Here is a 24,887-nt window from a genome sequence, read left to right on the forward strand (position 1 = left end):
TACGCGACGCTCGGATTTTTCGTATATCCGGGTGTCACGAGCCTGCGTTAGTCTGACCGTTCATTGCTGTCTGCCGAGCCTTCCATGCCTGACCTGCTAGACCGCTACCCGCTGACGGCGGGCACCTATCACGAACTGCTCGACGACAGTGGCGCCGTGCGCCCGCACTGGTGCCGGCTGTTCGAGCAGTTGCAACGCAGCACGCCGGCACAATTGGTGCAGCGTCAGGCCCTGCTGACCCGGCAGATTCAGGAAAACGGCGTTACCTATAACGTCTATGCCGACCCCAAGGGCGCGGACCGGCCGTGGGAGCTGGACCTGCTGCCCCATGTCATCGCGGCCGATGAGTGGCAACAGTTGTCGGCCGGCATCGCTCAGCGGGCGCGCTTGCTCAATGCCGTGCTGGCTGATCTTTACGGTCCGCAACGGCTGATTGCCGAAGGTCTGCTGCCCGCCGAGCTGGTGTTCGGTCACAACAACTTCCTTTGGCCCTGCCAGGGCATCAGCCCGCCTGACGGAGCCTTTCTGCATCTGTATGCCGTGGATCTGGCGCGCACACCCGATGGCCGCTGGTGGGTGACGGCGGATCGTACCCAGGCGCCTTCGGGAGCCGGGTATGCGCTGGAAAACCGCACGATTGTGTCCCGGGCCTTTCCCGAGTTGTACCGCGATCTGAAAGTGCAGCACCTGGCCGGGTTCTTCCGCACCTTGCAGGAAACCCTGGCCCGTCAGGCCCCGAGTGACGGGGACGCGCCGTTGGTGGTGCTGCTGACACCGGGACGTTTCAACGAAAGCTATTTTGAACATCTGTATCTGGCTCGCCAGCTCGGTTATCCGCTGGTGGAGGGTGGTGACCTGACAGTGCGCGACGCCACGGTTTACTTGAAAACCCTGAGTGGCCTGCGACGGGTCCACGCGATCATGCGCCGGCTCGACGATGATTTCTGCGACCCGCTGGAGTTGCGCACCGATTCGGCCCTCGGCGTGCCGGGGCTGCTTGAGGCCGTGCGGCAGGGGCGGGTGCTGGTGGCCAACGCCCTCGGCAGCGGTGTGCTGGAATCGCCGGGCTTGTTGGGTTTCCTGCCGAGGATCAATCAATTTCTGTTCGGCGAAGAACTGATCCTGCCGTCCATCGCCACCTGGTGGTGCGGTGAAGCGCCGGTTCTGGCCCAGGCCCTGGAGAAACTGCCGGAGCTGCTGATCAAGCCGGCGTTTCCGTCCCAGAGCTTTGCGCCGGTCTTTGGCCGGGATTTGAGTGAGAAACAGCGTCAGGAACTCGCCGAGCGCATGCAGGCGCGGCCCTACGCCTATGTCGCGCAAGAACTCGCACAATTGTCCCAAGCGCCGATCTGGCAAGCCGAAGACGGTCAATTGCAACCCCGTGCCATCGGCATGCGCGTGTATGCGGTGGCCAGCCGTGAGGGGTATCGGGTACTGCCCGGCGGCCTGACCCGGGTCGCCGCCCAAGCCAATGCCGAAGTGGTGTCGATGCAGCGCGGCGGCGCCAGCAAGGACACCTGGGTGCTGGGCGCGCGTGCGCCCAGCGGCGAACAATGGAAGGCCCAGCGCAACATCGGCGTGCATGACCTGGTGCGGCGCGATCCGTACCTGCCGTCGCGGGTGGTGGAAAACCTGTTCTGGTTCGGCCGTTACTGCGAGCGTTGCGACGACAGTGCCCGTTTGCTGCGCATCATGCTGGCGCGCTATGTCGACGGCGACGACCCGCAAGCCTTGCAGGCCGCGGTGGATCTGGGCGAACGGCTGATGCTGCTGCCCGAGGAGGGCGAGTTGCCGGAACGCCTGTTGGCGGCGTTGCTCGGCGATGACTGGCCGTTCAGCCTGCGTTCCAATCTGCAACGCTTGCAGTGGGCCGCTTCACAGGTGCGCGGCAAGCTTTCGCGGGAAAACTGGCAGGCGCTCGTGGAGTTGCAGCGCGAAGCCATGGAGCTGGAAACCGAGGAGCCGGATTTCGGCGAGTTGCTGGATTTCCTCAACCGTCTGGTGATGTCCCTGGCGGCGCTGTCCGGCTTTGCCCTGGACGACATGACCCGGGACGAAGGCTGGCGATTCCTGATGATTGGCCGGCGGATCGAGCGCCTGCAATTTCTCAGCGGCAGCCTTGCGGCGTTCTTGCGGGGCGCCGGGGCTTTCGACCAGGCGGGGCTGGAATGGCTGCTGGAACTGGGCAACAGCAGCATCACCTACCGTTCTCGATACCTGGCGGTGGCGCAACTGATCCCGGTGCTCGACCTGTTATTGCTTGACGAGCAGAACCCCCACGCCGTGTTGTTCCAGTTGAAACTGGTGACCCGTACCCTCAAACGCCTCAACGATGACTTTGGTGTGCCACGCGAAGCAGCGCTGCCGCAACTGGTCGAGCGGCTGGCGCGATTCGATCTGGGCTGCCTGGAAAACCCGCTGTTTGGCGACGCCAGTGTTCGCGCCGCCATCGAGGGGCTGGCCGCGCTGCTGCAAGAGATCGCCGACGCCAGCGGGCAAGTTTCCGATCGCCTGGCGCTGCGGCATTTCGCCCATGTCGACGATGTCAGCCAGCGCACGGTGTCCGTCTGATGAGTGCTCATTACCAGATTTTTCACGACACCCATTATCACTACGACAGCCCGGTGTCCCTGGCCCAGCAACTGGCGCATTTGTGGCCACGGCCTTGTGCCTGGCAGCGCTGCACCGAACAGAAATTGCAGATCAGCCCCGAGCCGACCTCGCGTCGCGATGAGCTGGATGTGTTCGGCAATCCGTTGACCCGGCTGGCGTTCGAGCGTCCCCACGATGAATTGCTGGTCAACGCCAGCCTGACCATTGAAGTGCTGCCCCGGCCTGCGTTGGACTTCAATCGGTCACCGGCTTGGGAACAGACCCGTAGCGCGCTGACCTACAGCAGCCAACCGCTGTCGCCAGAATTGCTCGAAGCCTGCCGATACCGGTTTGAATCGCCGTATGTGCATTTGAAGAAAAACTTCGTCGAGTTTTCGCAAAGCTGTTTTCCGCCCGGTCGGGCGTTGTTGCTCGGTGTGCAGGCGTTGATGGAGAAAATCTTCAGCGAGTTCACCTTCGATGCCGAAGCGACCCAGGTGGCCACACCGCTGGTGGAGGTGCTGGAGCGCCGACGCGGGGTCTGCCAGGACTTTGCCCATCTGATGCTCGCCTGCGTGCGTTCCAGAGGGTTGGCGGCGCGTTACATCAGCGGTTACCTGCTGACCCAGCCGCCACCGGGCCAGCCACGGCTGATCGGCGCTGATGCGTCCCACGCCTGGGTCTCGGTGTTTTGCCCGGTGCTGGGGTGGGTGGATTTCGATCCGACCAACAATGTGCAACCGGCGCTGGAGCACATCACCCTGGCCTGGGGCCGGGATTTTTCCGATGTGTCGCCATTGCGGGGGGTGATTCTGGGAGGGGGCAATCACGATCCGGAGGTGCGAGTCACAGTGATGCCTTTGGAGTAATGAAGATCAACTGTAGGAGCGAGCCTGCTCGCGATGGCGGCAGCACATTCACCATCCAGTTGACTGTCATGCCGCTATCGCGAGCAGGCTCACTCCTACAGGAATTGCGGTGTTGTGGAGTCATTCGATTGGCCTGTGAGGGTCAGCAGCAAAGCTGCCAACCCTTTACACAGATCCGGTGGGCCTGATCAGGTTATCGGGCCCGGAGGTTCTCAGGCGTCGGGCGCCGAGTCTTTCGGTGCATCAACATCGTCTTCTGCCGCCACTTCACCCTCAGGGTTCAGTGCCGCTTCTTCAGCTGTAGCTTTCTTGCGCTGAAGCTTTTCCTCTTTCTTCTGCTCCTTGGCCAAGTCTCTCTGACGTTTGGCGAAGGAATAATTAGGTTTAGCCATGGGCGATCCTCTGGGGTCGAAGGTGAGGTTGAGCGGCGCATATTCTGCCCTGTATCGGTGCCGAGCCGTTAGTTGGGTTTTTGCTCGGCCCATTTTGGCGCTATGGAAGGTTGCCAGGCATCCAGAGCATCGAGCAGGGTTTGCGGTGATTCGCTCACTTGCAGCATGTCACGGTGCTGGCCGCGAACGAAGCCTTCGCCGACGATGTGATCAAGAAAAGACGTCAATTTGCTGTAGAAGCCATTCACTTCCAGCAAACCCAGCGGTTTGCCGTGGTAGCCGAGTTGGCCCCAGGTCCAGACTTCGAACAGCTCTTCGAGGGTGCCAAGGCCACCGGGCAGCGCGATAAAGGCATCGCTGAGCTCGGCCATCCGGGCCTTGCGCGCGTGCATGCCATCGACGACTTCCAGGCGAGTCAGGCCGCTGTGGCCGATTTCCTTGTCCTTGAGGCTTTGCGGGATGATGCCGATCACTTCACCGCCGGCCGCCAGGGCCGCATCGGCGACGATGCCCATCAGGCCCACGGCCCCACCGCCATACACCAGGGTCAGCTTGCGCTCGGCCAACGCCCGGCCAAGGGCCACGGCTGCTTCGCGGTAAGCTGGGTTGGTGCCGGTGCTGGCACCACAAAATACACAAACGGATGTTAAAGACATGCCTTGCTCCATGGTCGATCAGGGCCACAGAGTAAAGGCAGGCGCACGGCACTCCAAGGGCTAGACTTCGTGTTCTGGGGTTTCGTATGTACCGCTGGCGCCGCAGGCGTAGGCGGCCAGCAAACTGCACAACAGGTTGTTGATCGACATGACAGACGCTCCATTTGAAGGGGGACGGCCTGATGATAGGCCCGGGCCAGACACTTGGCTGGTAGATATTTCGCATCGGTGTCATAGCGCGAAAGTTGTATACAATTTTTGATTCAAGTCATATGAACTTGCGAAGTTTTCAGGCAGTCTTCTGTCCATTCGCGATTCTCGTTAACCCTGCCTTGGAGATTCACCATGTTTGCCAAACTTGTTGCGGTATCCCTGCTGACACTGGCCAGCAGCCAATTGATGGCTGCCGAGTGCAAGACCACCATTGACTCCACCGATCAAATGTCCTTCAGCACCAAGGCCATTGAAATCGACAAGAGCTGCAAGACGTTTACCGTGGAACTCAAGCACTCCGGCAGCTTGCCGAAGAACGTCATGGGCCATAACTGGGTGCTGAGTAAAGAAGCTGACATGCAGCCGATCGCCACCGACGGCCTGAGTGCCGGCATCGACAAGAACTACCTGAAAGAAGGCGACGCCCGCGTGATCGCCCACACCAAGATCATCGGCGCCAATGAAACCGATTCGGTGACCTTCGACGTGTCCAAGCTGGATGCGGCTGAAAAATACGGTTTCTTCTGCTCGTTCCCGGGCCATATCTCGATGATGAAAGGCACGGTTACCCTGAAGTAAGACTGTCCACCGCGTTATCGTTCATCGCGAGCAGGCTCACTCCTACAGGTACTGCGCTGTCCTTGTAGGAGTGAGCCTGCTCGCGAATGGGCCATCTGCATCAACAAATGTGCTGGCCAAAGAAAAGCCCGCTGAGGATCACTCTTCAGCGGGCTTTTTCATTCACTCACGCCTCAAGGCGCAAATGGCATCACGCGCTTGTGATGGGTCTTGTTGTACGTATCAACAATGATCCTGAACGCCTCTTCACGCACCGAATTGCCGTGCAGGAAGGCGTCGATCTCGGCGTAGGTCACGCCGTGGGAGGCTTCGTCCGGTTTACCCGGCGACAGATCCTCAAGGTCGGCGGTCGGGACTTTTTCCACCAGGGACTCTGGCGCGCCGAAGCTGCGGGCGATGGCGCGGACCTGGTTTTTCACCAGGCCACTCAGTGGCGCCAGATCGCAGGCGCCGTCACCGAACTTGGTGAAGAAGCCCATCACCGCTTCCGCCGCGTGATCGGTGCCAATCACCAGGCCATGGGCCGCGCCGGCGATGGTGTACTGGGCGACCATGCGCATGCGCGCCTTGGTGTTGCCGAGCACGAAGTCCACCGACACTGCATGTTTGCCTTCGAAGGCTGCCACTTCATTGGCCAGGGATTTGACGGCCGGGCCGATGTTCACGGTGTGGCGCTCGTCCGGCTTGATGAAATCCACCGAAGCCTGGGCGTCGTGCTCATCGAACTGGGTTTCGTAGGGCAGGCGCACGGCGATGAATTTGTACGCGGCATCACCGCTGCGCTGGCGCAGTTCACGGACGGCCCGTTGGGCCAGCAGACCGGCGGTCAGGGAGTCGACCCCGCCACTGATGCCCAGCACCAGGGTCTTGAGCCCGGAGTTGACCAGGCAGTCCTGAATGAAGGTCACCCGCCGGGCGACTTCGACCTCAAGGGCGGCCTCGTCGGCGAATGGCGGCTGGACCTTGAGCTGTTCAGCAATCTCACGCTGTACGGCTTGCATGAATTCACTCCTTGCTTGATGTACTGGAAAGGGCGGCAGGAACCTGGAAAACGTGTCGCAAGTAAGCGACGAAATTCGGGTCTTTGCAGTGCGTCTTGCCTGGCTCGTCGGATATCTTCGCCACCGGCTGGCCGTTGCAGGCGGCCATTTTAAGCACGATGCTCATCGGTTCGACACCCGGAATATCACAGGTCAGGTTGGTGCCGATGCCGAAGCTGACATTGATCCGACCGCGCAGCGCCCGGAATATTTCCAGGCACTTGGGCAATGTCAGGCTATCGGAGAAGGTCAGCGTCTTGCTCATCGGGTCGATGCCGAGCTTGTGATAGTGGGCGATGGCTTTTTCCGCCCAGATCACCGGGTCGCCCGAGTCGTGGCGCAAACCGTCAAAAAGCTTGGCGAAAAACAGATCGAAATCGCCGAGGAAGGCATCCATGGTGATGCAGTCGGTCAGGGCAATCCCCAGCAGGCCACGGTATTCACGGACCCAGCAATCGAGCGCGGCGATCTGGCTGTCGATCAGCCGCGGGCCGAGTTGCTGGTGCGCCATGATCCATTCGTGGGCCATGGTGCCCAGGGGTTTCATGTCCAGCTCCCGGGACAGGTGCACGTTGCTGGTGCCGACGAAGCGTCCTGGGAAGTCGTGCTTGAGCACATTCACCACTTCTTCCTGCACGCGGTAAGAAAAACGTCGGCGTGTGCCGAAATCGGCCACCTGCAATTCGGACAATTCATCACTGCTGGCATTGGCGCTCAGCCAGTCGAACTTGCGGTAGAGCTGCTCGCGGGCCTGCTCCAGCACGACCTCGCGGTAGCGATAGCGGTTGCGCACCTCGCTGACCAGCGCCAGCAGCGGCACTTCGAACAGGATCACGTGCAGCCAGGGGCCACGCAGGCGGATAAACAGCTCACCGTTTTCGAGGCCCGTGTGGATGTAGCGCAGGTTGAAGCGAAACAACCCGAGAAAACGCAGGAAGTCCGGCTTCAGGAAGCTGATGCGCTCCAGAAAGCTCAACTGGTCGGCGCTCAGGCTCAACTCGGCCAGGCGCTCGATCTGGAATCGGATTTCCGCCAGGTACGGGCGCAAGTCCTCGCCGTTACGGCAACGAAACTCCCATTCGACTTCGACGTTCGGGTAGTTGTGCAGCACCGCCTGCATCATCGTCAGTTTGTAGAAGTCGGTGTCGAGCAGGTTCTGCACGATGCGATCGGCAAACACACTCTCGCTCATAACGGGAATCTCCAGCGTTGCAGCAGTATTGATCAGTGGCGCTAGTGGCGCATATCAGCGGCAGGGATTGCCAGCAATTTTTTAGACCGCAGCAGATCCCTGCAGGTGTGAGCTTTTGTGGCGAGGGGGCTTGCCCCCGTTCGGCTGCGCAGCAGTCGCAATAGCTCCAGCTACGAAGTTGCAAATTTTGGGGCTGCTGCGCAACCCAACGGGGGCAAGCCCCCTCGCCACAGGGAAAGTGCAAGACGTTAGTGCTGCACCACATCCGGGCTATCAATCTGCTCCAGCATCCACTTCACAAAGTCCCGCACCTTGGGCACTTCCGCCGAGTGCTCCGGGTAGGCAAGGTAATAGGCGTCGGTGCTGGGCATTGCATGCTGCCAGGGAATGACCAGTTTGCCGTCGGCCAGTTCCTCTTCCACCAGAAACCGCGGCAGCAACGCCACGCCGCAGCCGACCTGAGCGGCACGGATGCACATATAAAAGGTTTCGAAGCGCGGGCCGTGGTAGCTGTGCTCGGTGTGGTAGCCCTGATGCTCGAACCAGTCGTGCCAGGCCTGGGGGCGGGAGGCGTTTTGCAGCAGTACCAGGTCGGACAGTTGCGTCGGATCGGTGAACGGTTGGGCAGGCAGGCTGCCCGGGGCGCATACCGGCACCAGCTCTTCGCCGAACAGCTTCAGGCATTCGGTACCCGGTCGCGAGCCCTGGCCGAAATAGAACGCCAGGTCACTGCGACCTTGCAGCAGATCGTCGGCTTCCTGCTCGCTGCACAGGTCCAGGTGAATCGACGGATGACGCAGGCGCCAGCCTTTCAGGCGCGGCACCAGCCAGCGCGCGCCGAAGGTCGGCGGTGTCGAGACGCGTAGTACTTCTGTTTCGCCACCGTAGGAACGCAGGTAATGGGTCGACATCTCGACCTGCGTGAGGATCTTTCGTACCTCAACCAGGTACAGATCGCCTGCCGGCGTCATCTGCAGGCGGCGGCGTACCCGGCGAAACAGCAGGTGCTGCAACAGCTCTTCGAGTTGCGCGACCTGCTTGCTCACGGCGCTTTGGGTCAGGTTCAACTCTTCGGCGGCGCGGGTGAAGCTCAAGTGCCGGGTGACGGCCTCGAAGCACTGCAACGCAGCGATCGATGGCAAGTAGCGTTTATTCAGCATGGGCGGTCCTTGGTTCTTGTCTCTTTATTGCCAGCAATGCACAGCATGAATAAACGGAATGATATCTCTCTTAATGGTCGTTTGTTGAGTAACCTCCGGGCAGCTAAAACTACAGGTCTGATCAGCCGTGAATTTCCGGCTGCACGTGTTCTGTCTTTTGCTTGAGGAGTGACCCATGGTTGCCGCATTGCTTGATCGTCTAGGTGTGAACCCGGCCCTGTACCAGAACGGCAAAGTGCCGGTGCATTCGCCGATCGATGGCAGCAGGATCGCCGCCGTGAACTGGGAAGGCGCTGCTGAAGTCGAGCAGCACATCAGTCGCGCAGATCATGCGTTCGATCTGTGGCGCAAGGTCCCGGCACCGCGCCGTGGCGAACTGGTGCGGCAACTGGGTGACATCCTGCGTGAATACAAGGCCGATCTCGGCGAGCTGGTGTCCTGGGAGGCCGGCAAGATCACCCAGGAAGGCCTGGGTGAAGTTCAGGAAATGATCGACATCTGCGATTTCGCCGTCGGCCTCTCCCGTCAGCTGTACGGTTTGACCATCGCCTCCGAGCGACCTGGCCACCACATGCGCGAAACCTGGCATCCGCTGGGCGTCGTCGGCGTGATCAGTGCGTTCAACTTCCCGGTCGCGGTCTGGGCCTGGAACGCCACGCTGGCGCTGGTCTGCGGCAACCCGGTGATCTGGAAACCGTCGGAAAAGACCCCGCTGACCGCACTGGCTTGCCAGGCGCTGTTCGATCGCGTGCTGAAGAATTTCAGCGATGCGCCACCGCACCTGAGCCAGGTGATCATTGGCGGTCGCGATGCCGGCGAAGCCCTGGTCGATGATCCGCGTGTCGCGCTGGTCAGCGCCACCGGCAGCACCCGCATGGGCCGTGAAGTGGCGCCGAAAATCGCCGCACGTTTCGCCCGCAGCATTCTGGAGCTGGGCGGCAACAACGCGATGATCCTCGGTCCAAGCGCCGATCTGGACATGGCCGTTCGCGCGATCCTGTTCAGCGCCGTCGGCACTGCCGGTCAGCGTTGCACCACCCTGCGTCGCCTGATCGCCCATGAGTCGGTGAAAGAAGAAATCGTCACCCGCCTGAAAGCCGCGTACTCGAAAGTGCGTATCGGCCATCCGCTGGAAGGCAATCTGATCGGCCCGCTGATCGACAAGCAAAGCTTCGACAACATGCAGGATGCTCTGGAACAGGCCTTGAGCGAAGGCGGACGGGTGTTTGGCGGTGAGCGTCAGCTGCAAGACAAGTTCGCGAATGCCTACTACGTGTCGCCGGCCATCGTTGAAATGCCGGAGCAGAGCGATGTGGTCTGCCACGAAACCTTCGCCCCGATCCTGTACGTGGTCGGCTACAGCGACTTCCAGGAAGCCCTGCGCCTGAACAACGCCGTGCCACAGGGCCTGTCCTCGTGCATCTTCACCACCGACGTGCGTGAAGCCGAGCAGTTCATGTCGGCGGTGGGCAGCGACTGCGGCATCGCCAACGTCAACATCGGCCCGAGCGGCGCGGAAATCGGCGGCGCGTTCGGTGGCGAGAAAGAAACCGGCGGTGGTCGTGAGTCCGGCTCCGATGCATGGCGCGGCTACATGCGCCGCCAGACCAACACCGTGAACTATTCGCTGGAGTTGCCGTTGGCGCAGGGTATTACGTTCGATTAAGCAGCTTCAAGCTACAAGCTACAAGCTTCAAGCAAACTGGCTTGCAGCTTGTAGCTTGCGGCTTGTAGCTGCTCCGACAGGAGCTTGCAATGCCGTTACGCGAAGAGTGTCTGTGGGAAAAACTGACGCCGCAAAGGCCGGACAATTCGGCTCTCAAGGGTGAGGTTTCGGTGGATGTCTGCGTCATCGGCGCCGGGTTTACCGGTTTGTCGGCGGCGGTGCATCTGCTGGAGCAAGGCAAGACCGTTTGTGTGCTGGAGGCTCATCGCGCCGGCCATGGTGGTTCGGGGCGCAACGTCGGGCTAGTCAATGCCGGGATGTGGATTCCACCGGACGAGATCGAAGCCGGGTTTGGCGAGGCGGTCGGCAGCCAGCTCAACCGCATGCTGGGGGCAGCGCCATCCCTGGTGTTCAGCCTTGTGGACAAGTACAACATCGATTGCCAGTTGCGTCGCGAAGGCACGCTGCACATGGCGCACAACGCCCGCGGCGAAGCCGATTTGCGCAGTCGTGAAGAACAATGGAAACGTCGCGGTGCACCGGTGGAATTGCTCACCGGCCAGGCCTGCGAGCAAGCCACCGGCACGAAAAAAATCGCCGCAGCATTGCTCGATCGCCGCGCCGGCACGCTCAACCCGATGGCCTACACCACGGGGCTGGCCAAAGCGGCCATCGGCCTGGGCGGTCAATTATTCGATCATTCCCCGGTCACCCGACTCGAACGACAGGGTCAGCGCTGGTCTGTGCAAACCGCCCAGGGCTCGGTCATGGCCGAGAAAGTGGTGATCGCCTCCAATGCCTACACCGAAGGTGACTGGACGGAGTTGCGGCGCAATTTCTTCCCCGGTTATTACTATCAAGTGGCTTCGGCCCCGCTGACCGAAGAAGCCGCCCGGCAAATCCTGCCCGGTGGCCAGGGTTCCTGGGACACCCGACAGGTGCTCAGCAGTATCCGTCGAGACAAAGACGGTCGCCTGCTGCTTGGCAGTCTGGGTAATGGCAATCAGAAACCGGCCTGGTTCCTCAAGGCTTGGGCCGATAGGGTGCAGCAACATTACTTCCCTTACCTGAAACCGGTGGAGTGGGAGTGCACGTGGACCGGCTGCATCGCATTTACCCCCGATCATTTGATGCGTCTGTTCGAACCGGCGCCCGGTTTAGTGGCAGTCACCGGTTACAACGGCCGGGGCGTGACCACGGGAACGGTGGTCGGCAAGGCCTTTGCCGATTACCTGTGTAACGGAAATCCTCAAGCGCTACCGATTCCTTTTGCGCCCATGCAGCCATTGGCCGGGGTGGGGTTGCGCAGCTGTCTGTATGAGGCGGGATTTTCGCTGTATCACGCAGGCCAGTGCCTGCGGATCGTGATCTGAAGGCTGATTTTTGCAGTGGGAAGCGGCGCTTTTTCGATCTGCAGCTAGCCTTTAGTGGTGCGGGTTGTAGCAGTCTCGCACCAGCAGTGTGCACTTCGGTGACGCACGTTGTTACAGGCTGGTTGCACTTCGTTTAAAGCCGCGGTTGCAATGATGGCGCGCTCGGGTTGCGCCTCAAAAAAATAATGGTTCTACCTTCCGCGGTTTAGACGGTTGCACGCCCAATGAAAATGGGATCGAAACAGTCGAAATAACAAGAAAGCAGCGACTTTTTTCAGAATAAAAAACCGATGGCACGGCCCTTGCTCTGAGCATTCAGTGAAGTCGCAGTGCCAATTAAAAAAACCATGGAGCACCACCTCATGTCCCAGACGTTTTACAAGAAAGGTTTTCTGGCCCTCGCAGTGGCAACTGCGCTGGGTGTTTCTGCGTTTGCTCAGGCTGACATCAAGATCGGCGTAGCGGGACCAATGACTGGCGCCAACGCGGCATTTGGCGAACAGTACATGAAGGGTGCACAAGCGGCGGCCGATGCGGTCAACGCGGCGGGCGGGGTAAACGGGGAAAAAATCGTACTGGTCAAGGGCGATGACGCCTGCGAACCGAAACAGGCTGTGACGGTCGCCAAAGACCTGACCAACCAAAAAGTCGCCGGCGTGGTCGGTCACTTCTGCTCCTCGTCGACCATCCCGGCCTCCGAGATCTACGACGAAGCGGGCATCATTGCCATCACTCCAGGCTCCACCAACCCGGCTGTGACCGAGCGCGGCCTGAGCGCCATGTTCCGTATGTGCGGGCGTGATGACCAACAAGGCATCGTGGCCGGCGACTACATTGTCGACGTGCTCAAGGGCAAGAAAGTGGTCGTGCTGCACGACAAGGACACCTACGGCCAGGGCCTGGCGGATGCCACCAAGGCTCAACTGGTCAAGCGCGGCGTAACGCCTGTGCTGTATGAAGGCCTGACCCGTGGCGAGAAAGACTTCAGCACCATCGTGACCAAGATCCGCGGCGCCGGCGCTGACGTCGTCTACTTCGGTGGCCTGCACCCGGAAGCCGGTCCTCTGGTGCGTCAACTGCGTGAACAAGGCCTGAAAGACGTCAAGTTCATGTCCGACGACGGCATCGTGACCGACGAATTGGTGACCACCGCTGGCGGTCCGCAATTCGTTGACGGCGTGCTGATGACCTTCGGCGCCGACCCACGCCTGCTGCCAGACAGCAAGACCGTGGTAGACGCCTTCCGCAAGGCCGGTACCGAGCCTGAAGGCTACACCCTGTACGCCTACGCTTCGGTCCAGACCCTGGCAGCAGCCTTCAACGGCGCCAAGTCCAACAAGGGCGAAGAAGCGGCTGCATGGCTGAAGAAGAACCCGGTCAAGACCGTCATGGGCGAGAAGACCTGGGACAGCAAGGGCGACCTGAAAATCTCCGACTACGTGGTTTACCAGTGGGACAAGGATGGCAAATACCACCAGCTGGAAAAACAGAAGTAAGGGCTGACTCAATCGGGTGAACCCCAAGGGTCCCCTGTGGGAGCGAGCTTGCTCGCGATGACGGACTGGCAGGCGACAACTTTGTTGAATGTTCAACCGCTATCGCAGGCAAGCCAGCTCCCACAGGGGCCGTGGTGGCTTGCCTGATCGTGGCTGACATTGCTCCGACGTAAATCTGTATTTTCCTTAGAAGAACCGCACAGCCACATGTGCAGGTTCTCATTGCGTGAGATTGCGTTATGGATGGTATTTTCCTGCAGCAACTGGTCAACGGCCTGACCCTCGGGTCGGTCTATGGCCTGATCGCCATCGGCTACACAATGGTCTATGGCATCATCGGCATGATCAACTTCGCCCACGGCGAGGTTTACATGATTTCCGCTTACCTCGCGGCAATCAGTCTGGCTCTGCTGGCTTACTTCGGTATCGAATCTTTCCCGCTGCTGATGCTTGGCACACTGATCTTCACCATCGTCGTCACGGCGGTGTATGGCTGGGTCATCGAGCGTGTCGCCTACAAACCCCTGCGTAACTCCACTCGACTCGCACCGCTGATCAGTGCGATCGGTATTTCCCTGATCCTGCAAAACTACGCACAGATCTCCCAGGGCGCGAAGCAACAAGGCGTTCCGACTCTGCTCACGGGTGCCTGGCGCGTTGATATCGGTACCGGTTTCGTTCAGTTGACCTACACCAGGGTCTTCATTCTGGTCGCCGCGTTTGTCGGGATGGCCGCGCTGACCTACATCATCAAGTACACCAAGCTCGGCCGCATGTGCCGTGCAACCCAGCAAGACCGCAAGATGGCTTCGATTCTGGGGATCAACACCGATCGGGTGATTTCCTACGTGTTCATCATCGGTGCAGCGATGGCGGCCCTGGCCGGCGTGCTGATCACCATGAACTACGGCACATTCGACTTCTATGCCGGCTTCATCATCGGGATCAAGGCGTTCACCGCCGCGGTGCTCGGCGGGATTGGTTCGCTGCCCGGCGCGATGCTTGGCGGGATCATCCTCGGGATTTCCGAGTCGCTGTTTTCCGGTCTGGTGAACTCAGACTACAAAGACGTTTTCAGCTTCTCGTTGCTGGTCCTCGTTCTGGTCTTTCGGCCTCAAGGCCTGCTCGGCCGTCCTCTTGTGTCGAAGGTGTAAGCGATGTCTTCAACCACTAAAAAAACCATTGATATCAAAAAAAGTCTGGTTGACGCGATTCTTGCCGGCCTCGTGGCTCTGATTGTGTTCGGCCCGATTGTCGGCATCGTCCTCGATGGCTACGGCTTCAATTTGCAGCCCACTCGCGTGGCGTGGATTGTCGCTATTGTCATGGCCGGTCGTTTTGCCCTGAGCATGTTCCTGCAGACACCCAAGGGCCTGAAAATCCTCGAAGGCTTTGAAACGACAGGCTCCGGGGTGCATGTGCTGGCGCCGGACTACAAGTCGCGGTTGCGCTGGATCATCCCGCTGATGATCGTCATTGCCGTGGTGCTGCCGTTTTTCTCCAACTCCTACCTGCTGGGCGTGGTCATCCTCGGGCTGATCTACGTGCTGCTGGGACTGGGACTGAACATCGTGGTCGGCCTGGCCGGCCTGCTCGACCTCGGTTACGTGGCGTTCTACGCCATCGGTGCCTACGGCCTGGCGCTCGGTTATCAATACCTTGGGTTGGGCTTCTGGACGGTGTTGCCGCTGGCGGCGATTACCGCCGGCCTGGCCGGTTGCATCCTCGGTTTCCCGGTGCTGCGCCTGCACGGTGACTACCTGGCGATCGTGACCCTGGGCTTCGGCGAAATCATTCGCCTGATCCTCAACAACTGGTTGTCGCTGACTGGCGGCCCGAACGGCATGCCGGCACCTCTGCCGACCTTCTTCGGCCTGGAGTTCGGCAAGCGGGCCAAGGACGGTGGAGTTCCATTCCATGAGTTCTTCGGCATCGCCTACAACCCCGACGTGAAGTACTACTTCATCTACGCGGTGCTGTTCCTGGTGGTGCTGGCCGTGCTGTACATCAAGCATCGCCTGACCCGCATGCCGGTCGGCCGCGCCTGGGAAGCCCTGCGCGAAGACGAAATCGCCTGCCGCTCCATGGGCCTGAACCACGTGCTGGTCAAGCTCTCGGCATTCACCATCGGCGCCTCTACAGCCGGTCTGGCCGGGGTGTTTTTCGCCACCTACCAGGGCTTCGTCAACCCGACCTCGTTCACCTTCTTCGAATCGGCGCTGATCCTCGCCATCGTGGTACTGGGTGGCATGGGTTCGACCATCGGCGTGGTGATTGCAGCCTTCGTGCTGACCGTCGCCCCGGAACTGCTGCGCGGCTTTGCCGAGTACCGCGTGCTGCTGTTCGGCATCCTGATGGTGTTGATGATGATCTGGCGACCGCGCGGTCTGATTCGGATCAGCCGTACCGGTGTGACCCCGCGTAAAGGAGTAGCGCCATGAGCGAAGTCGTACTCAGTGTAGAAAAGCTGATGATGCACTTCGGCGGCATCAAGGCGTTGAGCGATGTCAGCCTGAAAGTGCACCGTAACTCGATCTTCGCCCTGATCGGCCCTAACGGCGCCGGCAAGACCACGGTGTTCAACTGCCTGACCGGGTTCTACAAAGCTTCCGGCGGCAAGATCGAACTCAACATTCGTGGGCAACAGACCAACGTCATCAAGTTGCTGGGCGAGCCGTTCAAGCCAACGGATTTCGTTTCGCCGAAATCCTTCGCCAGTCGGCTGTTCTACAAGGCGTTCGGCGGCACCCACCTGGTGAACCGCGCAGGCCTGGCGCGGACCTTCCAGAACATTCGCCTGTTCAAGGAAATGTCGGTGCTGGAAAACCTGCTGGTGGCCCAGCACATGTGGGTCAACCGCAACATGCTGGCCGGCATCCTCAATACCAAGGGCTATCGCAAGGCCGAAAGCGATGCACTGGACCACGCGTTCTACTGGCTGGAAGTGGTGGACCTGGTGGACTGCGCCAACCGCCTGGCCGGTGAACTGTCCTACGGCCAGCAGCGTCGCCTGGAAATCGCCCGCGCCATGTGCACCCGTCCGCAGATCATCTGCCTCGACGAACCGGCCGCCGGCCTCAACCCTCAGGAAACCGAAGCGCTGAGCGCGATGATCCGGCTGCTGCGCGACGAGCACGATCTGACCGTGGTGCTGATCGAACACGACATGGGCATGGTTATGAGTATCTCCGACCACATCGTGGTGCTGGACCACGGTATCGTCATCGCCGAGGGTGGACCCGATGCGATTCGTCACGATCCGAAAGTGATTGCGGCCTACCTGGGCGCCGAAGAAGAGGAGGTGGTATGAGTAAACCCATCCTCGAACTCAAGGATCTGGACGTGTTTTACGGCCCGATCCAGGCCCTTAAAGGTGTCTCGCTGCACATCAACGAAGGGGAAACCGTCAGCCTGATCGGCTCCAACGGTGCCGGCAAGTCGACCCTGCTGATGTCGATCTTCGGCCAGCCACGGGCAGCCGACGGGCAGATCCTCTATCAGGGCGTGGACATTACCCATAAGTCGTCTCACTACATCGCCTCCAACGGCATCGCGCAATCGCCGGAAGGGCGGCGGGTGTTCCCCGACATGACCGTCGAGGAGAACCTGCTGATGGGCACCATCCCTATCGGTGACAAGTACGCCAAGGAGGACATGCAGCGCATGTTCGAGCTGTTCCCTCGGCTCGAAGAGCGGCGTACCCAGCGTGCGATGACCATGTCCGGCGGCGAGCAGCAAATGCTCGCCATCGCCCGTGCCCTGATGAGCCGGCCCAAGTTGTTGCTGCTCGATGAGCCAAGCCTGGGCCTGGCGCCGATTGTGGTGAAGCAAATCTTTGCAACACTGCGGGAACTGGCCAAGACCGGCATGACCATCTTCCTGGTGGAGCAGAACGCCAACCACGCGTTGCGGTTGTCGGACCGGGCGTACGTGATGGTCAACGGCGAAATCCGCATGACCGGCACCGGCAAGGAGTTGTTGGTCAACGAGGATGTGCGTAACGCCTATCTCGGCGGGCACTGAGTCTGCTTTGTTATGCACAAGCCCCGGCGCGCAATCGCCGGGGCTTTTTTACATCTCCAATACCCCGCTCCCACAGGGTTTTGGCATGCCTCTGGGAAATTGTGGAAAACAATATTCCCAAGCTCGTAAAGCGCGACATAAAGCCGCTGCAAATAGTTGTTTTGTCACGGTTTTGACTTGTCCCCGTTTGCTGTGGAACCGGCTGTGAATAACGTGGGAGTAGCTGGCTGGGGGCCTTTTAAACCGTGGCTTGCAGAGGTGTGGTTGTTTTTTGATCAGGCGTTTTTGCGCAGCTTGCAGACCGCTTTGTCAACCTTTTTGTTCGGGATGAAAAGGCATGGAATTGGCGTGGACAAGCCTGTGGATAAGTCTGTGACTAAACTCTGGAAAGACTCGGCTGAAGGCCGTGGTTACTGGCTTGGCGCCATCGTCGGTTTGACCCGTCAGTCATGAAAATGGCCAAGGGCTACACGGCAGGCGGTCGAGGGTCAAGCAAAAAAGTTTCAAAACCCCGCGCAAAGCCTTGTGGATAGCGGCTTGCAGCTTTTCCACTTGCCCCCAAAGACTGTGGACCGGCCTGTGGATAACGTGCGCGCACATGGCTGTAGGCCACGCTGGTCAAGGGCTTGCCGGGATTGAGCGTTTTTTGAACAGATTGAACGGTGGTTGCCGCTGTGAACAAGGCCGGGCATGCTGCCTGCTGATTTTCTATTCCAATGGCTGGCGATCAGCCGAAGCAAGGAGAACACGATGTCCAACACCCTGTTTATTACCGGAGCGACCTCCGGTTTTGGTGAAGCCTGTGCCCGTCGTTTTGCCGAGGCCGGCTGGAAACTGGTGCTGACAGGCCGTCGTGAAGAGCGCCTCAATGCGTTGTGCGCCGAGTTGTCGAAGCAGACCGAAGTCCATGGCCTGGTGCTCGATGTACGTGATCGCAAGGCTATGGAGGAGGCGATTGCCAATCTTCCGCCATCCTTTGCCAAACTGCGCGGGCTGATCAACAACGCCGGGCTGGCCCTGGGTGTTGATCCGGCGCCCAAGTGCGACCTGGACGACTGGGACACCATGGTCGATACCAACGTCAAAGGCCTGATGTACAGCACCCGTCTGCTGTTGCCGCGCCTGATCGCGCACGGTCGTGGTGCCGGTATCGTCAATCTGGGGTCCATCGCCGGCAACTACCCGTACCCGGGCAGCCATGTGTATGGCGCGACCAAGGCGTTCGTCAAACAGTTCTCCGTCAACCTGCGCTGCGACCTGCAGGGCACGGGCGTACGGGTCAGCAACATCGAACCGGGCCTGTGCGAGAGCGAGTTCTCGCTGGTGCGTTTTGCTGGTGACCAGGAGCGCTACAACGCCACTTATGCCGGTGCCGAGCCGATTCAGCCGCAGGACATCGCTGACACCATCTTCTGGGTGCTCAATGCCCCGGCGCACATCAACATCAACAGCCTGGAGCTGATGCCGGTCAGCCAGACTTGGGCCGGGTTTTCGATCGAGCGTAAGTCTTAATTGTGGCGAGGGGGCTTGTCGGACCGCCGCACCGCCCCGTTGGGCTGCGCAGCAGCCCCGAAACCATAGCGCTCAATTTTTCAGATGTACTTCATCCACCGGTTTTCGACTGCTCCGCAGCCCAACGGGGCGGTGCGGCGGTCCGACAAGCCCCCTCGCCACAAGAGCGGTCAAAACCGGACATCAGCTAGACTCCTCCCTCAAGCAACCCGCCACACCCGGCGGTCTAGAGGTTTTAGAGGAGATCAAGTGAGTAATCGAGGCGAGCAGTCGCTGCTCAAACAATCGACCTTCCTGATGCTCGCCGTGACATTCGCCGGGATCATCACCGGTTTTGTTTCGGGCGCCCAATCCATCCTGTTCGATGGCTTCTTTTCGCTGATCGCGGCCTTCATCAAGGTCCTGATGCTGATCACCGCCCGGCTGATCGCCAAGGAAAGCAACCAGCGCTTCCAGTTCGGCTCCTGGCACCTGGAACCCATGGTGCTGGTGATCGAGGGCAGCTTCATTTTCCTGGTCGCTATTTATGCCTTTCTCAACGGTGTGTTCGGCATCATCAGTGGTGGCCGCGAGGTCGAACTGGGGCTGGTGATCTTCTACGCGGCGTTCTTCACTGTCGTTGAGCTCATTTATTTTTTCTACGTCCGCGAGCGCAATCGCACGCTCAACTCATCGCTGATCCAGTTCGACAACATCAGTTGGCTGGTGGATGCGATGCTCTCGGCGGGACTGCTGGTGAGTTTCCTCATCGCGCTGCTGCTCAAAACTCAGGGTTACGACAAGTGGGCGGTGTATGTCGACCCGATGATCCTGATTCTGCTGGCCCTGGGCATGCTCCCCCCGGCGCTCCAAATCCTCGGGCCGGCCTTGCGCGATGTGTTGGGGATCGTCCCGGATCAACTGGACGACAAGGTGCGTCAGGTGATGGAGGTGGCGAAGGTCGAGCATGGTTTCGACGATTACATTTCCTACGTGCAGAAACACGGCAGGGCCTGTTTTATCGAGATTCACATCGTATTGCCGAAGGATTACTGGCTGGACGGTGTGGGGCAACTGGACAGTCTGCGCGAGGAAATTTCCACGAAGCTTGGCGAGCCGGATGCCGCGCGATGGCTGACCATCAGCTTTACCGGGGACCGCAAGTGGATTGAGTGATTGGATTTCACCTTGTGGCGAGATATTCCGCCAACCCGCGATAACAGGTCGCCAGGTGATAGGGCGTGGTCGACGGCATGTCGCGACGGCTGACTTCACCGTGCTCGTCACGGCATTCGTACCAGCCGCCGGAATGCAGCGAGCGCTGCTGCAACGCCTGCAACTGGCGCAGCACAGCGGCCTCGCTGTCAGGGCGCAGCGTCAACGCGCGCAGGTACTCGGCCTGGGCCCAGATACGCTGCGTGGCGTCCCGGACGCCGCCATCCGCTACGAAGTCGAGCATCGCCCGCACGGCGCCAGTCTGCTGATCGACACCCACTTGCTCGGTAAAGGCGAAGGCCCGCTCCAGATCGGCATGCAGTGTCGAATTGCGTAACAGCGCCGAGGATTCCAGCAGGAAATACCACTCGAACTGATGTCCCGGTTCAAACCAGTTATCCACAGAGCCCAGCGGCTTTTCCATCAACACGCCGTGCTGCGGATCGATGAAGCGTGCGTGCATGGCTGTGCATAACTCGACGAGCGCCTGTTGCACGTCGAGGTCTTCACGCACCGACAGGGTGGCGAGGAATGCTTCGGCCAGGTGCATCAGCGGATTCTGCAAAGGGCCGCTGTCTAGCGACGACCAGTCGCGGTCGAGGGTGGCTTCGTACAGACCGTCGTCCGTGGCGAAACGTTGCGCGACCACTTCCAGCGAGGCATCGAGCACCGACTCCACCAGCGGCTCGCGGACCTTGTCCCAGTAATGGGCGCAGGCGAACAGGATGAAGGCGTGGGTGTAGAGGTCCTTGCGCTGGTCCAGCGGCGCACCTTGAGCATCGACGCTGTAGAACCAGCCGCCGTGCTCGGCATCGTGGAAGTGCCGCTGCAAGGAGCGGAACAACGCGGCGGCACGCTCTTCGGCGCTCGGCACCTGACCGATCAGGCTGGCAAACAGGTACAACTGCCGCGCACAGGCCATGGCCCGGTAGCGTTGCGGTGGCAGCGGTTGGTGTTCGGCATCCAGCGCCTCGTAGGGCAACGCCATGTCGGCATTCCAGCCCGGACCTTGCCAGAGCGGCACGATGACGTTCAGGAAGTGCTGTTGCACCGAGGCGAACAGGGCGGTCAGTTCAGGCTGGGAGGCGGAGCGGGAAACAGGCGGCATTGGCTGGCGTCGTCACGGCAGGGGCGATTGCGCGACATGTTAGCAGAGAGGTCGGCCTGAGCGATGCGGTGTCTGTCAGGCCGCCTTCGCGAGCAAGCCCGCTTCCACAGGGACCCGCGGTGTAAATGCGATCGTAACCACACTTCAAAAACCTGTGGGAGCGGGCTTGCCCGCGAAGAGGCCAATTCAGGCGCTAGAGAACTAGCCTACCAGCAACCACACCCCGGTCGCCGCCGAAGCCGCGCCCGCCAGTCGCACCAGAGGCGCTGCGGCCTGCGGCAACACCCGCACCAGCGCATAACCCGCCGTGTGCAACACCGCCGTCGTCGCGACAAAACCAGTGGCATAGGTCCAGGGACTCGACATGTCCGGCAACTCAAGACCATGCGCCACGCCATGGAACAGCGCAAACAGCGCCGTCGCACCTACCGCCATGCTCAGCGGTGGGCGCACTGCCAACGCGACTGCCAGGCCCAACGCGAGCACCGACGCAGCAATCCCACTCTCCAGTGCCGGCAGGTTCAATCCTTCAAAACCCAACAGTCCGCCAATCAGCATGGTCCCGACGAAGGTGCACGGCAGCGCCCAACGCGCAGTACCTTGCTGCTGTGCGGCCCACAGACCGACCGCGAGCATCGCCAGCAAGTGATCGAGCCCGCCAAGCGGATGGCTGATGCCGGCGATCAAGCCGTTGTCGCCATGCCCCGGATGGGCGAAGGCGAGGGCCGGGGTCAGCAGCAGGGCCAGGGCGCCCAGAATGCGTTTGAGTGTCATGGATAAGCTTCCTTGTTGATAAGTCGTGATCAGGCTGCGGTCAGCAAACCCTGGCGTTCGATGAAGGCGATGATCTCTTCCAGGCCGAGGCCGGTTTTCTGATTGCTGAACACGAACGGCTTGCCGTTGCGCATGCGCTGGGTGTCGCTGTTCATCATCTCCAGCGAGGCACCGACCAGCGGCGCCAGGTCGATCTTGTTGATCACCAGCAGGTCGGATTTGCAGATTCCCGGTCCGCCCTTGCGCGGCAGCTTGTCGCCGGCCGAGACGTCGATCACGTAGATCGTCAGGTCGGACAGTTCCGGGCTGAAAGTGGCGGAGAGGTTGTCGCCCCCGGACTCCACGAGAATCAGGTCCAGCCCCGGAAAGCGGCGGTTGAGCTGATCCACGGCTTCGAGGTTGATCGAGGCGTCTTCGCGGATGGCTGTGTGCGGGCAGCCACCGGTTTCCACGCCGATGATGCGCTCCGGCGCCAGGGCTTCGTTGCGCACCAGAAAGTCGGCGTCTTCGCGGGTGTAGATGTCGTTGGTCACGACGGCCAGGTTGTAACGCTCGCGCAGGGCCAGGCACAGGGCCAGGGTCAGGGCGGTCTTGCCGGAGCCGACCGGGCCGCCGATGCCGACACGCAGGGGTTGTGTGTTCATGTGATTCTCCAAAATAAGGGCCCTAGGAACGGAACAGGCGGCTGTACTGGCGCTCGTGGGCCATACACGCCAGGGACAGGCCGAAAGCGGCGCTGCCGTAATGATCGGGGTCGATTCGGGTGGCGTTCTGTTGAGCTTGTTGAAGCAGCGGCAACAGTTCGCTGGTCAGGCGTTGGGCGGCTTGCTGACCCAGGGGCAGGGTCTTCATCAGCACGGCCAACTGGTTTTCCAGCCAGCTCCAGAGCCATGCAGCCAGGGCGTCCTGCGGGCTGATCTGCCAGGCGCGCGCGGCCAAGGCCCAACCCAGGGCCAGATGTGGCTCGCTGCGTTGTTCGAGAAAGGCGCGGGCGGGTGTGTCGAGTTCCGGCAAGCCATTGAGCAATTGTTGCAACGAGTAGCCCATCTGTCGGCTCTCCTGATGCAACTCGCGGGTTTCGCGACTGGCGCGATGCGCTTCGCAGTTCTGCAGCAATTCGTCCCAGTTTTCCTCGCTGGCGGCCATGCAATGGGCGAGCAGCAACGGCGCTTCGAAGCGTGCCAGATTAAAAAGCAACTGATCGCTGATCCAGCGTCGCGCACTGTCGGGGTCGTGAACCCGGCCGTTATCCACAGCCATTTCCAGCCCTTGGGAGTAGCTGTAGCCGCCAATCGGCAATTGCGGACTGGCCAGGCGCAACAGCGCCCAGGCCGGGTTCATGTGCGTACGCCGAACTGGTGCAGTTTCGGCGCGTAGTTGAAGTCTTCATCGCCGTGGCGCGAGTGGTGATGGCCACCGCCGTAGGCGCCATGTTCCGGCTGGAACGGCGCCTCGATGTTAGCGGCAACGGCACCGAGTTGTTCGAGCATGGCCTTGAGCACGTAATCGTCGAGCAGGCGTAACCAGCCGTCGCCGACTTGCAGGGCGACATGGCGGTTGCCCAGGTGATAGGCCGCGCGGGTCAGTTCGAAGGCATTGGCGCAGGTGACGTGCAGCAATTGCTCGGGGCGGGCGCAGACCCGCACGATTCGCCCGTCTTCGGCTTGCAGGCATTCGCCGTCATGCAACGGCGGCTGGCCGCGCTCCAAAAACAACCCGACGTCTTCGCCTTCGGCACTGAAACAGCGCAAACGGCTTTTGCTGCGGGCTTCGAACGTCAGGTGCAGTTCGGCGGCCCAAACGGGTTGAGGGTCGATTCTGCGATGAATCACCAGCATCGGAAGGCTTCCAGCAATGGACAATGCTCAGGCTAGAGCAAGGGGCTTGCCAATTGACTGATGTGTAGGAAATGGCTGACGGAGATGTGGGATGGGTGTCGATGGAGTGAGTTTTTTGACTGAAGTTGGTGCGTTGTTTTTGAGTTGCGCACCAAGTTGAAGCGATGAGCCTCAATGTGGGAGCGAGCTTGCTCGCGAAAGCGGAGTGTCTGTCACATCGACTCTCTATGTGCCGACGCTATCGTGAGCAAGCTCGCTCCCACAGGGGCCTGATCCAGACTGAAGGTTAAGGGTTACTCAGTACTTCCAAGCCCTTGCCAATGCTTGAGGCCGATAAAGATAAACCGCAACTGCTGGGTGATTTTCGCCTGGGGCGTCAGGTGCTCAGGCAGGGCCTCGGCTGGCGGGTCGATGATGTCCGGCAGAGTGGCGAACACGCTCTTGACGATCAGATCCGCCATGACGCTGAGATCGGCGATGTCCAGATGCTGCAGTTTCGGCATCAGTGACAAATCCGCCGCCAGGTCCGAGCTGATGTCTTCACGCAAACGGCCAATGGCCTGGCGCACCGGCAGCGAACCACCGTACTGCTCGCGGGCGAGAAACAGGAACTGCGAACGGTTGGCGCTGACCACGTCGAGAAAGATACGTACCGAGGCATCGATGATGCCGCCCATCACGAATTCGTTGTGTCGCACCAGGCGAATGGTTTCGCGGAATGTCTGGCCGACTTCGCTGACCAGCACCAGGCCCAATTCATCCATATCGGCAAAATGGCGGTAGAAACCGGTCGGCACGATCCCGGCGGTTTTCGCGACTTCGCGCAGGCTCAGGCTGCCGAATCCTCGGCCGCCATCCATCAGGCGCCGGGCAGCGTCCATCAGGGCGTTACGGGTTTGTTGTTTCTGTTCGGCGCGGGGCAGCATCGCAAGGGCGTTTTCTGGACAGTGACGCGGCGCACTCTAGCAAATCGGCTTTGCCGGCGTCGAACGACTGTGGGGGATCAAGCGGGGGAAGTGCGGCATCTATCAAGCGGAGCGCTGAAAAGTCAAAAGCCCAATCCGGGGATTGGGCTTTTTTTCAAGGCGGCCATAGGGCTTAGCTCACGGCGCTGTTGCGTTCGATTACACGGTCACCACCACCTTCAGCGAGGGTTTGACCTTGTGGAGTGCGATCCGCACCATCGGCAGCGAGGGTTTGGCCTTGTGGA

Annotated in this window: 24 protein-coding genes; 13 read left to right on the top strand and 11 right to left on the bottom strand. The window is 60.5% G+C overall.

What is annotated here, in order from left to right:
• Window positions 1-84: 84 nt before the first annotated feature.
• Both VC35_RS10730 and VC35_RS10735 read left to right on the top strand, forming a co-directional pair.
• Window positions 85-2,571 (top strand): circularly permuted type 2 ATP-grasp protein, encoded by a 2,487-nt coding sequence (locus tag VC35_RS10730; RefSeq protein ID WP_046039846.1) that lies wholly within the window; start codon window positions 85-87, stop codon window positions 2,569-2,571.
• Window positions 2,571-3,461: a transglutaminase family protein gene (locus tag VC35_RS10735; protein WP_046039852.1), complete on the top strand. Its 891-nt coding sequence runs from the start codon at window positions 2,571-2,573 to the stop codon at window positions 3,459-3,461. Before VC35_RS10730 ends, VC35_RS10735 begins: the two co-directional genes overlap by 1 nt.
• A 212-nt stretch (window positions 3,462-3,673) precedes the next feature.
• Here the strand turns inward: VC35_RS10735 and VC35_RS10740 are convergent, their stop codons facing one another.
• Window positions 3,674-3,853, bottom strand: a complete 180-nt coding sequence (locus tag VC35_RS10740) for a hypothetical protein (RefSeq protein WP_007973286.1) — start codon at window positions 3,851-3,853, stop codon at window positions 3,674-3,676.
• A 68-nt stretch (window positions 3,854-3,921) separates the two neighbouring features.
• Window positions 3,922-4,509 (bottom strand): LOG family protein, encoded by a 588-nt coding sequence (locus VC35_RS10745; RefSeq protein WP_046039854.1) that lies wholly within the window; start codon window positions 4,507-4,509, stop codon window positions 3,922-3,924.
• A gap of 345 nt (window positions 4,510-4,854) precedes the next feature.
• Between VC35_RS10745 and azu the strand changes: the two genes are divergently transcribed.
• A complete protein-coding gene (gene azu / locus VC35_RS10750; protein WP_046039856.1) occupies window positions 4,855-5,301 on the top strand; it encodes an azurin in 447 nt (148 codons plus the stop codon).
• A gap of 173 nt (window positions 5,302-5,474) precedes the next feature.
• Here azu and nadE read toward each other — a convergent pair whose 3' ends face one another.
• From nadE to VC35_RS10765, 3 genes are all read right to left on the bottom strand, one after another.
• Window positions 5,475-6,302 carry an ammonia-dependent NAD(+) synthetase gene (gene nadE / locus VC35_RS10755; protein ID WP_046039857.1) on the bottom strand — a complete coding sequence of 276 codons (828 nt, stop codon included), beginning with the start codon at window positions 6,300-6,302 and terminating at the stop codon, window positions 5,475-5,477.
• Between the two features lie 4 nt (window positions 6,303-6,306).
• Window positions 6,307-7,533 (bottom strand): nicotinate phosphoribosyltransferase, encoded by a 1,227-nt coding sequence (gene pncB, locus VC35_RS10760; RefSeq protein ID WP_046039859.1) that lies wholly within the window; start codon window positions 7,531-7,533, stop codon window positions 6,307-6,309.
• 248 nt (window positions 7,534-7,781) lie between these two features.
• Entirely contained in the window at window positions 7,782-8,693 is a 912-nt protein-coding gene (locus tag VC35_RS10765; RefSeq protein WP_046039860.1) for a LysR family transcriptional regulator, read from the bottom strand.
• Between the two features lie 175 nt (window positions 8,694-8,868).
• Between VC35_RS10765 and amaB the strand changes: the two genes are divergently transcribed.
• From amaB to VC35_RS10815, 10 genes are all read left to right on the top strand, one after another.
• Entirely contained in the window at window positions 8,869-10,359 is a 1,491-nt protein-coding gene (amaB, locus tag VC35_RS10770; protein ID WP_046039862.1) for an L-piperidine-6-carboxylate dehydrogenase, read from the top strand.
• 89 nt (window positions 10,360-10,448) lie between these two features.
• On the top strand, window positions 10,449-11,732 hold the full coding sequence (gene amaA / locus VC35_RS10775; protein ID WP_046039864.1) for an L-pipecolate oxidase: 1,284 nt from the start codon (window positions 10,449-10,451) through the stop codon (window positions 11,730-11,732).
• 362 nt (window positions 11,733-12,094) lie between these two features.
• A complete protein-coding gene (locus VC35_RS10780; protein WP_008048115.1) occupies window positions 12,095-13,228 on the top strand; it encodes an ABC transporter substrate-binding protein in 1,134 nt (377 codons plus the stop codon).
• 239 nt (window positions 13,229-13,467) lie between these two features.
• Window positions 13,468-14,382 carry an ABC transporter permease subunit gene (locus VC35_RS10785; protein ID WP_046039867.1) on the top strand — a complete coding sequence of 305 codons (915 nt, stop codon included), beginning with the start codon at window positions 13,468-13,470 and terminating at the stop codon, window positions 14,380-14,382.
• Window positions 14,383-14,385: 3 nt separating this feature from the next.
• Window positions 14,386-15,669, top strand: a complete 1,284-nt coding sequence (gene livM, locus VC35_RS10790; RefSeq protein ID WP_046039868.1) for a high-affinity branched-chain amino acid ABC transporter permease LivM — start codon at window positions 14,386-14,388, stop codon at window positions 15,667-15,669.
• Window positions 15,666-16,538, top strand: coding sequence for an ATP-binding cassette domain-containing protein (locus tag VC35_RS10795; RefSeq protein WP_046039870.1), 873 nt, complete (start codon window positions 15,666-15,668; stop codon window positions 16,536-16,538). Before livM ends, VC35_RS10795 begins: the two co-directional genes overlap by 4 nt.
• On the top strand, window positions 16,535-17,251 hold the full coding sequence (locus VC35_RS10800) for an ABC transporter ATP-binding protein (RefSeq protein ID WP_007979701.1): 717 nt from the start codon (window positions 16,535-16,537) through the stop codon (window positions 17,249-17,251). Before VC35_RS10795 ends, VC35_RS10800 begins: the two co-directional genes overlap by 4 nt.
• A gap of 204 nt (window positions 17,252-17,455) precedes the next feature.
• Window positions 17,456-17,704 carry a hypothetical protein gene (locus VC35_RS10805; RefSeq protein WP_046039871.1) on the top strand — a complete coding sequence of 83 codons (249 nt, stop codon included), beginning with the start codon at window positions 17,456-17,458 and terminating at the stop codon, window positions 17,702-17,704.
• A 297-nt stretch (window positions 17,705-18,001) separates the two neighbouring features.
• Window positions 18,002-18,763 (top strand): SDR family oxidoreductase, encoded by a 762-nt coding sequence (locus VC35_RS10810; RefSeq protein ID WP_046039872.1) that lies wholly within the window; start codon window positions 18,002-18,004, stop codon window positions 18,761-18,763.
• 249 nt (window positions 18,764-19,012) lie between these two features.
• Window positions 19,013-19,918, top strand: coding sequence for a cation diffusion facilitator family transporter (locus VC35_RS10815; RefSeq protein WP_046039873.1), 906 nt, complete (start codon window positions 19,013-19,015; stop codon window positions 19,916-19,918).
• A 7-nt stretch (window positions 19,919-19,925) separates the two neighbouring features.
• On the opposite strand, the gene VC35_RS10820 is transcribed toward VC35_RS10815, so the two are convergent.
• The 6 genes from VC35_RS10820 to VC35_RS10845 form a co-directional block, all read right to left on the bottom strand.
• Window positions 19,926-21,065, bottom strand: coding sequence for an AGE family epimerase/isomerase (locus VC35_RS10820; RefSeq protein ID WP_046039874.1), 1,140 nt, complete (start codon window positions 21,063-21,065; stop codon window positions 19,926-19,928).
• Between the two features lie 201 nt (window positions 21,066-21,266).
• A complete protein-coding gene (locus tag VC35_RS10825; RefSeq protein WP_046039875.1) occupies window positions 21,267-21,839 on the bottom strand; it encodes a HupE/UreJ family protein in 573 nt (190 codons plus the stop codon).
• A 29-nt stretch (window positions 21,840-21,868) separates the two neighbouring features.
• Complete coding sequence (gene ureG, locus VC35_RS10830) at window positions 21,869-22,483, bottom strand: urease accessory protein UreG (protein ID WP_046039876.1); 615 nt, start codon at window positions 22,481-22,483, stop codon at window positions 21,869-21,871.
• 22 nt (window positions 22,484-22,505) lie between these two features.
• Entirely contained in the window at window positions 22,506-23,180 is a 675-nt protein-coding gene (locus tag VC35_RS10835) for an urease accessory protein UreF (protein WP_046039877.1), read from the bottom strand.
• On the bottom strand, window positions 23,177-23,677 hold the full coding sequence (gene ureE, locus VC35_RS10840; protein ID WP_046039879.1) for an urease accessory protein UreE: 501 nt from the start codon (window positions 23,675-23,677) through the stop codon (window positions 23,177-23,179). Before ureE ends, VC35_RS10835 begins: the two co-directional genes overlap by 4 nt.
• 293 nt (window positions 23,678-23,970) lie before the next feature.
• Window positions 23,971-24,603, bottom strand: a complete 633-nt coding sequence (locus VC35_RS10845; protein ID WP_046039880.1) for a TetR family transcriptional regulator — start codon at window positions 24,601-24,603, stop codon at window positions 23,971-23,973.
• Window positions 24,604-24,887: the final 284 nt, after the last annotated feature.

Source organism: Pseudomonas fluorescens (assembly GCF_000967965.1).
Lineage (GTDB): Bacteria > Pseudomonadota > Gammaproteobacteria > Pseudomonadales > Pseudomonadaceae > Aquipseudomonas > Aquipseudomonas grandcourensis.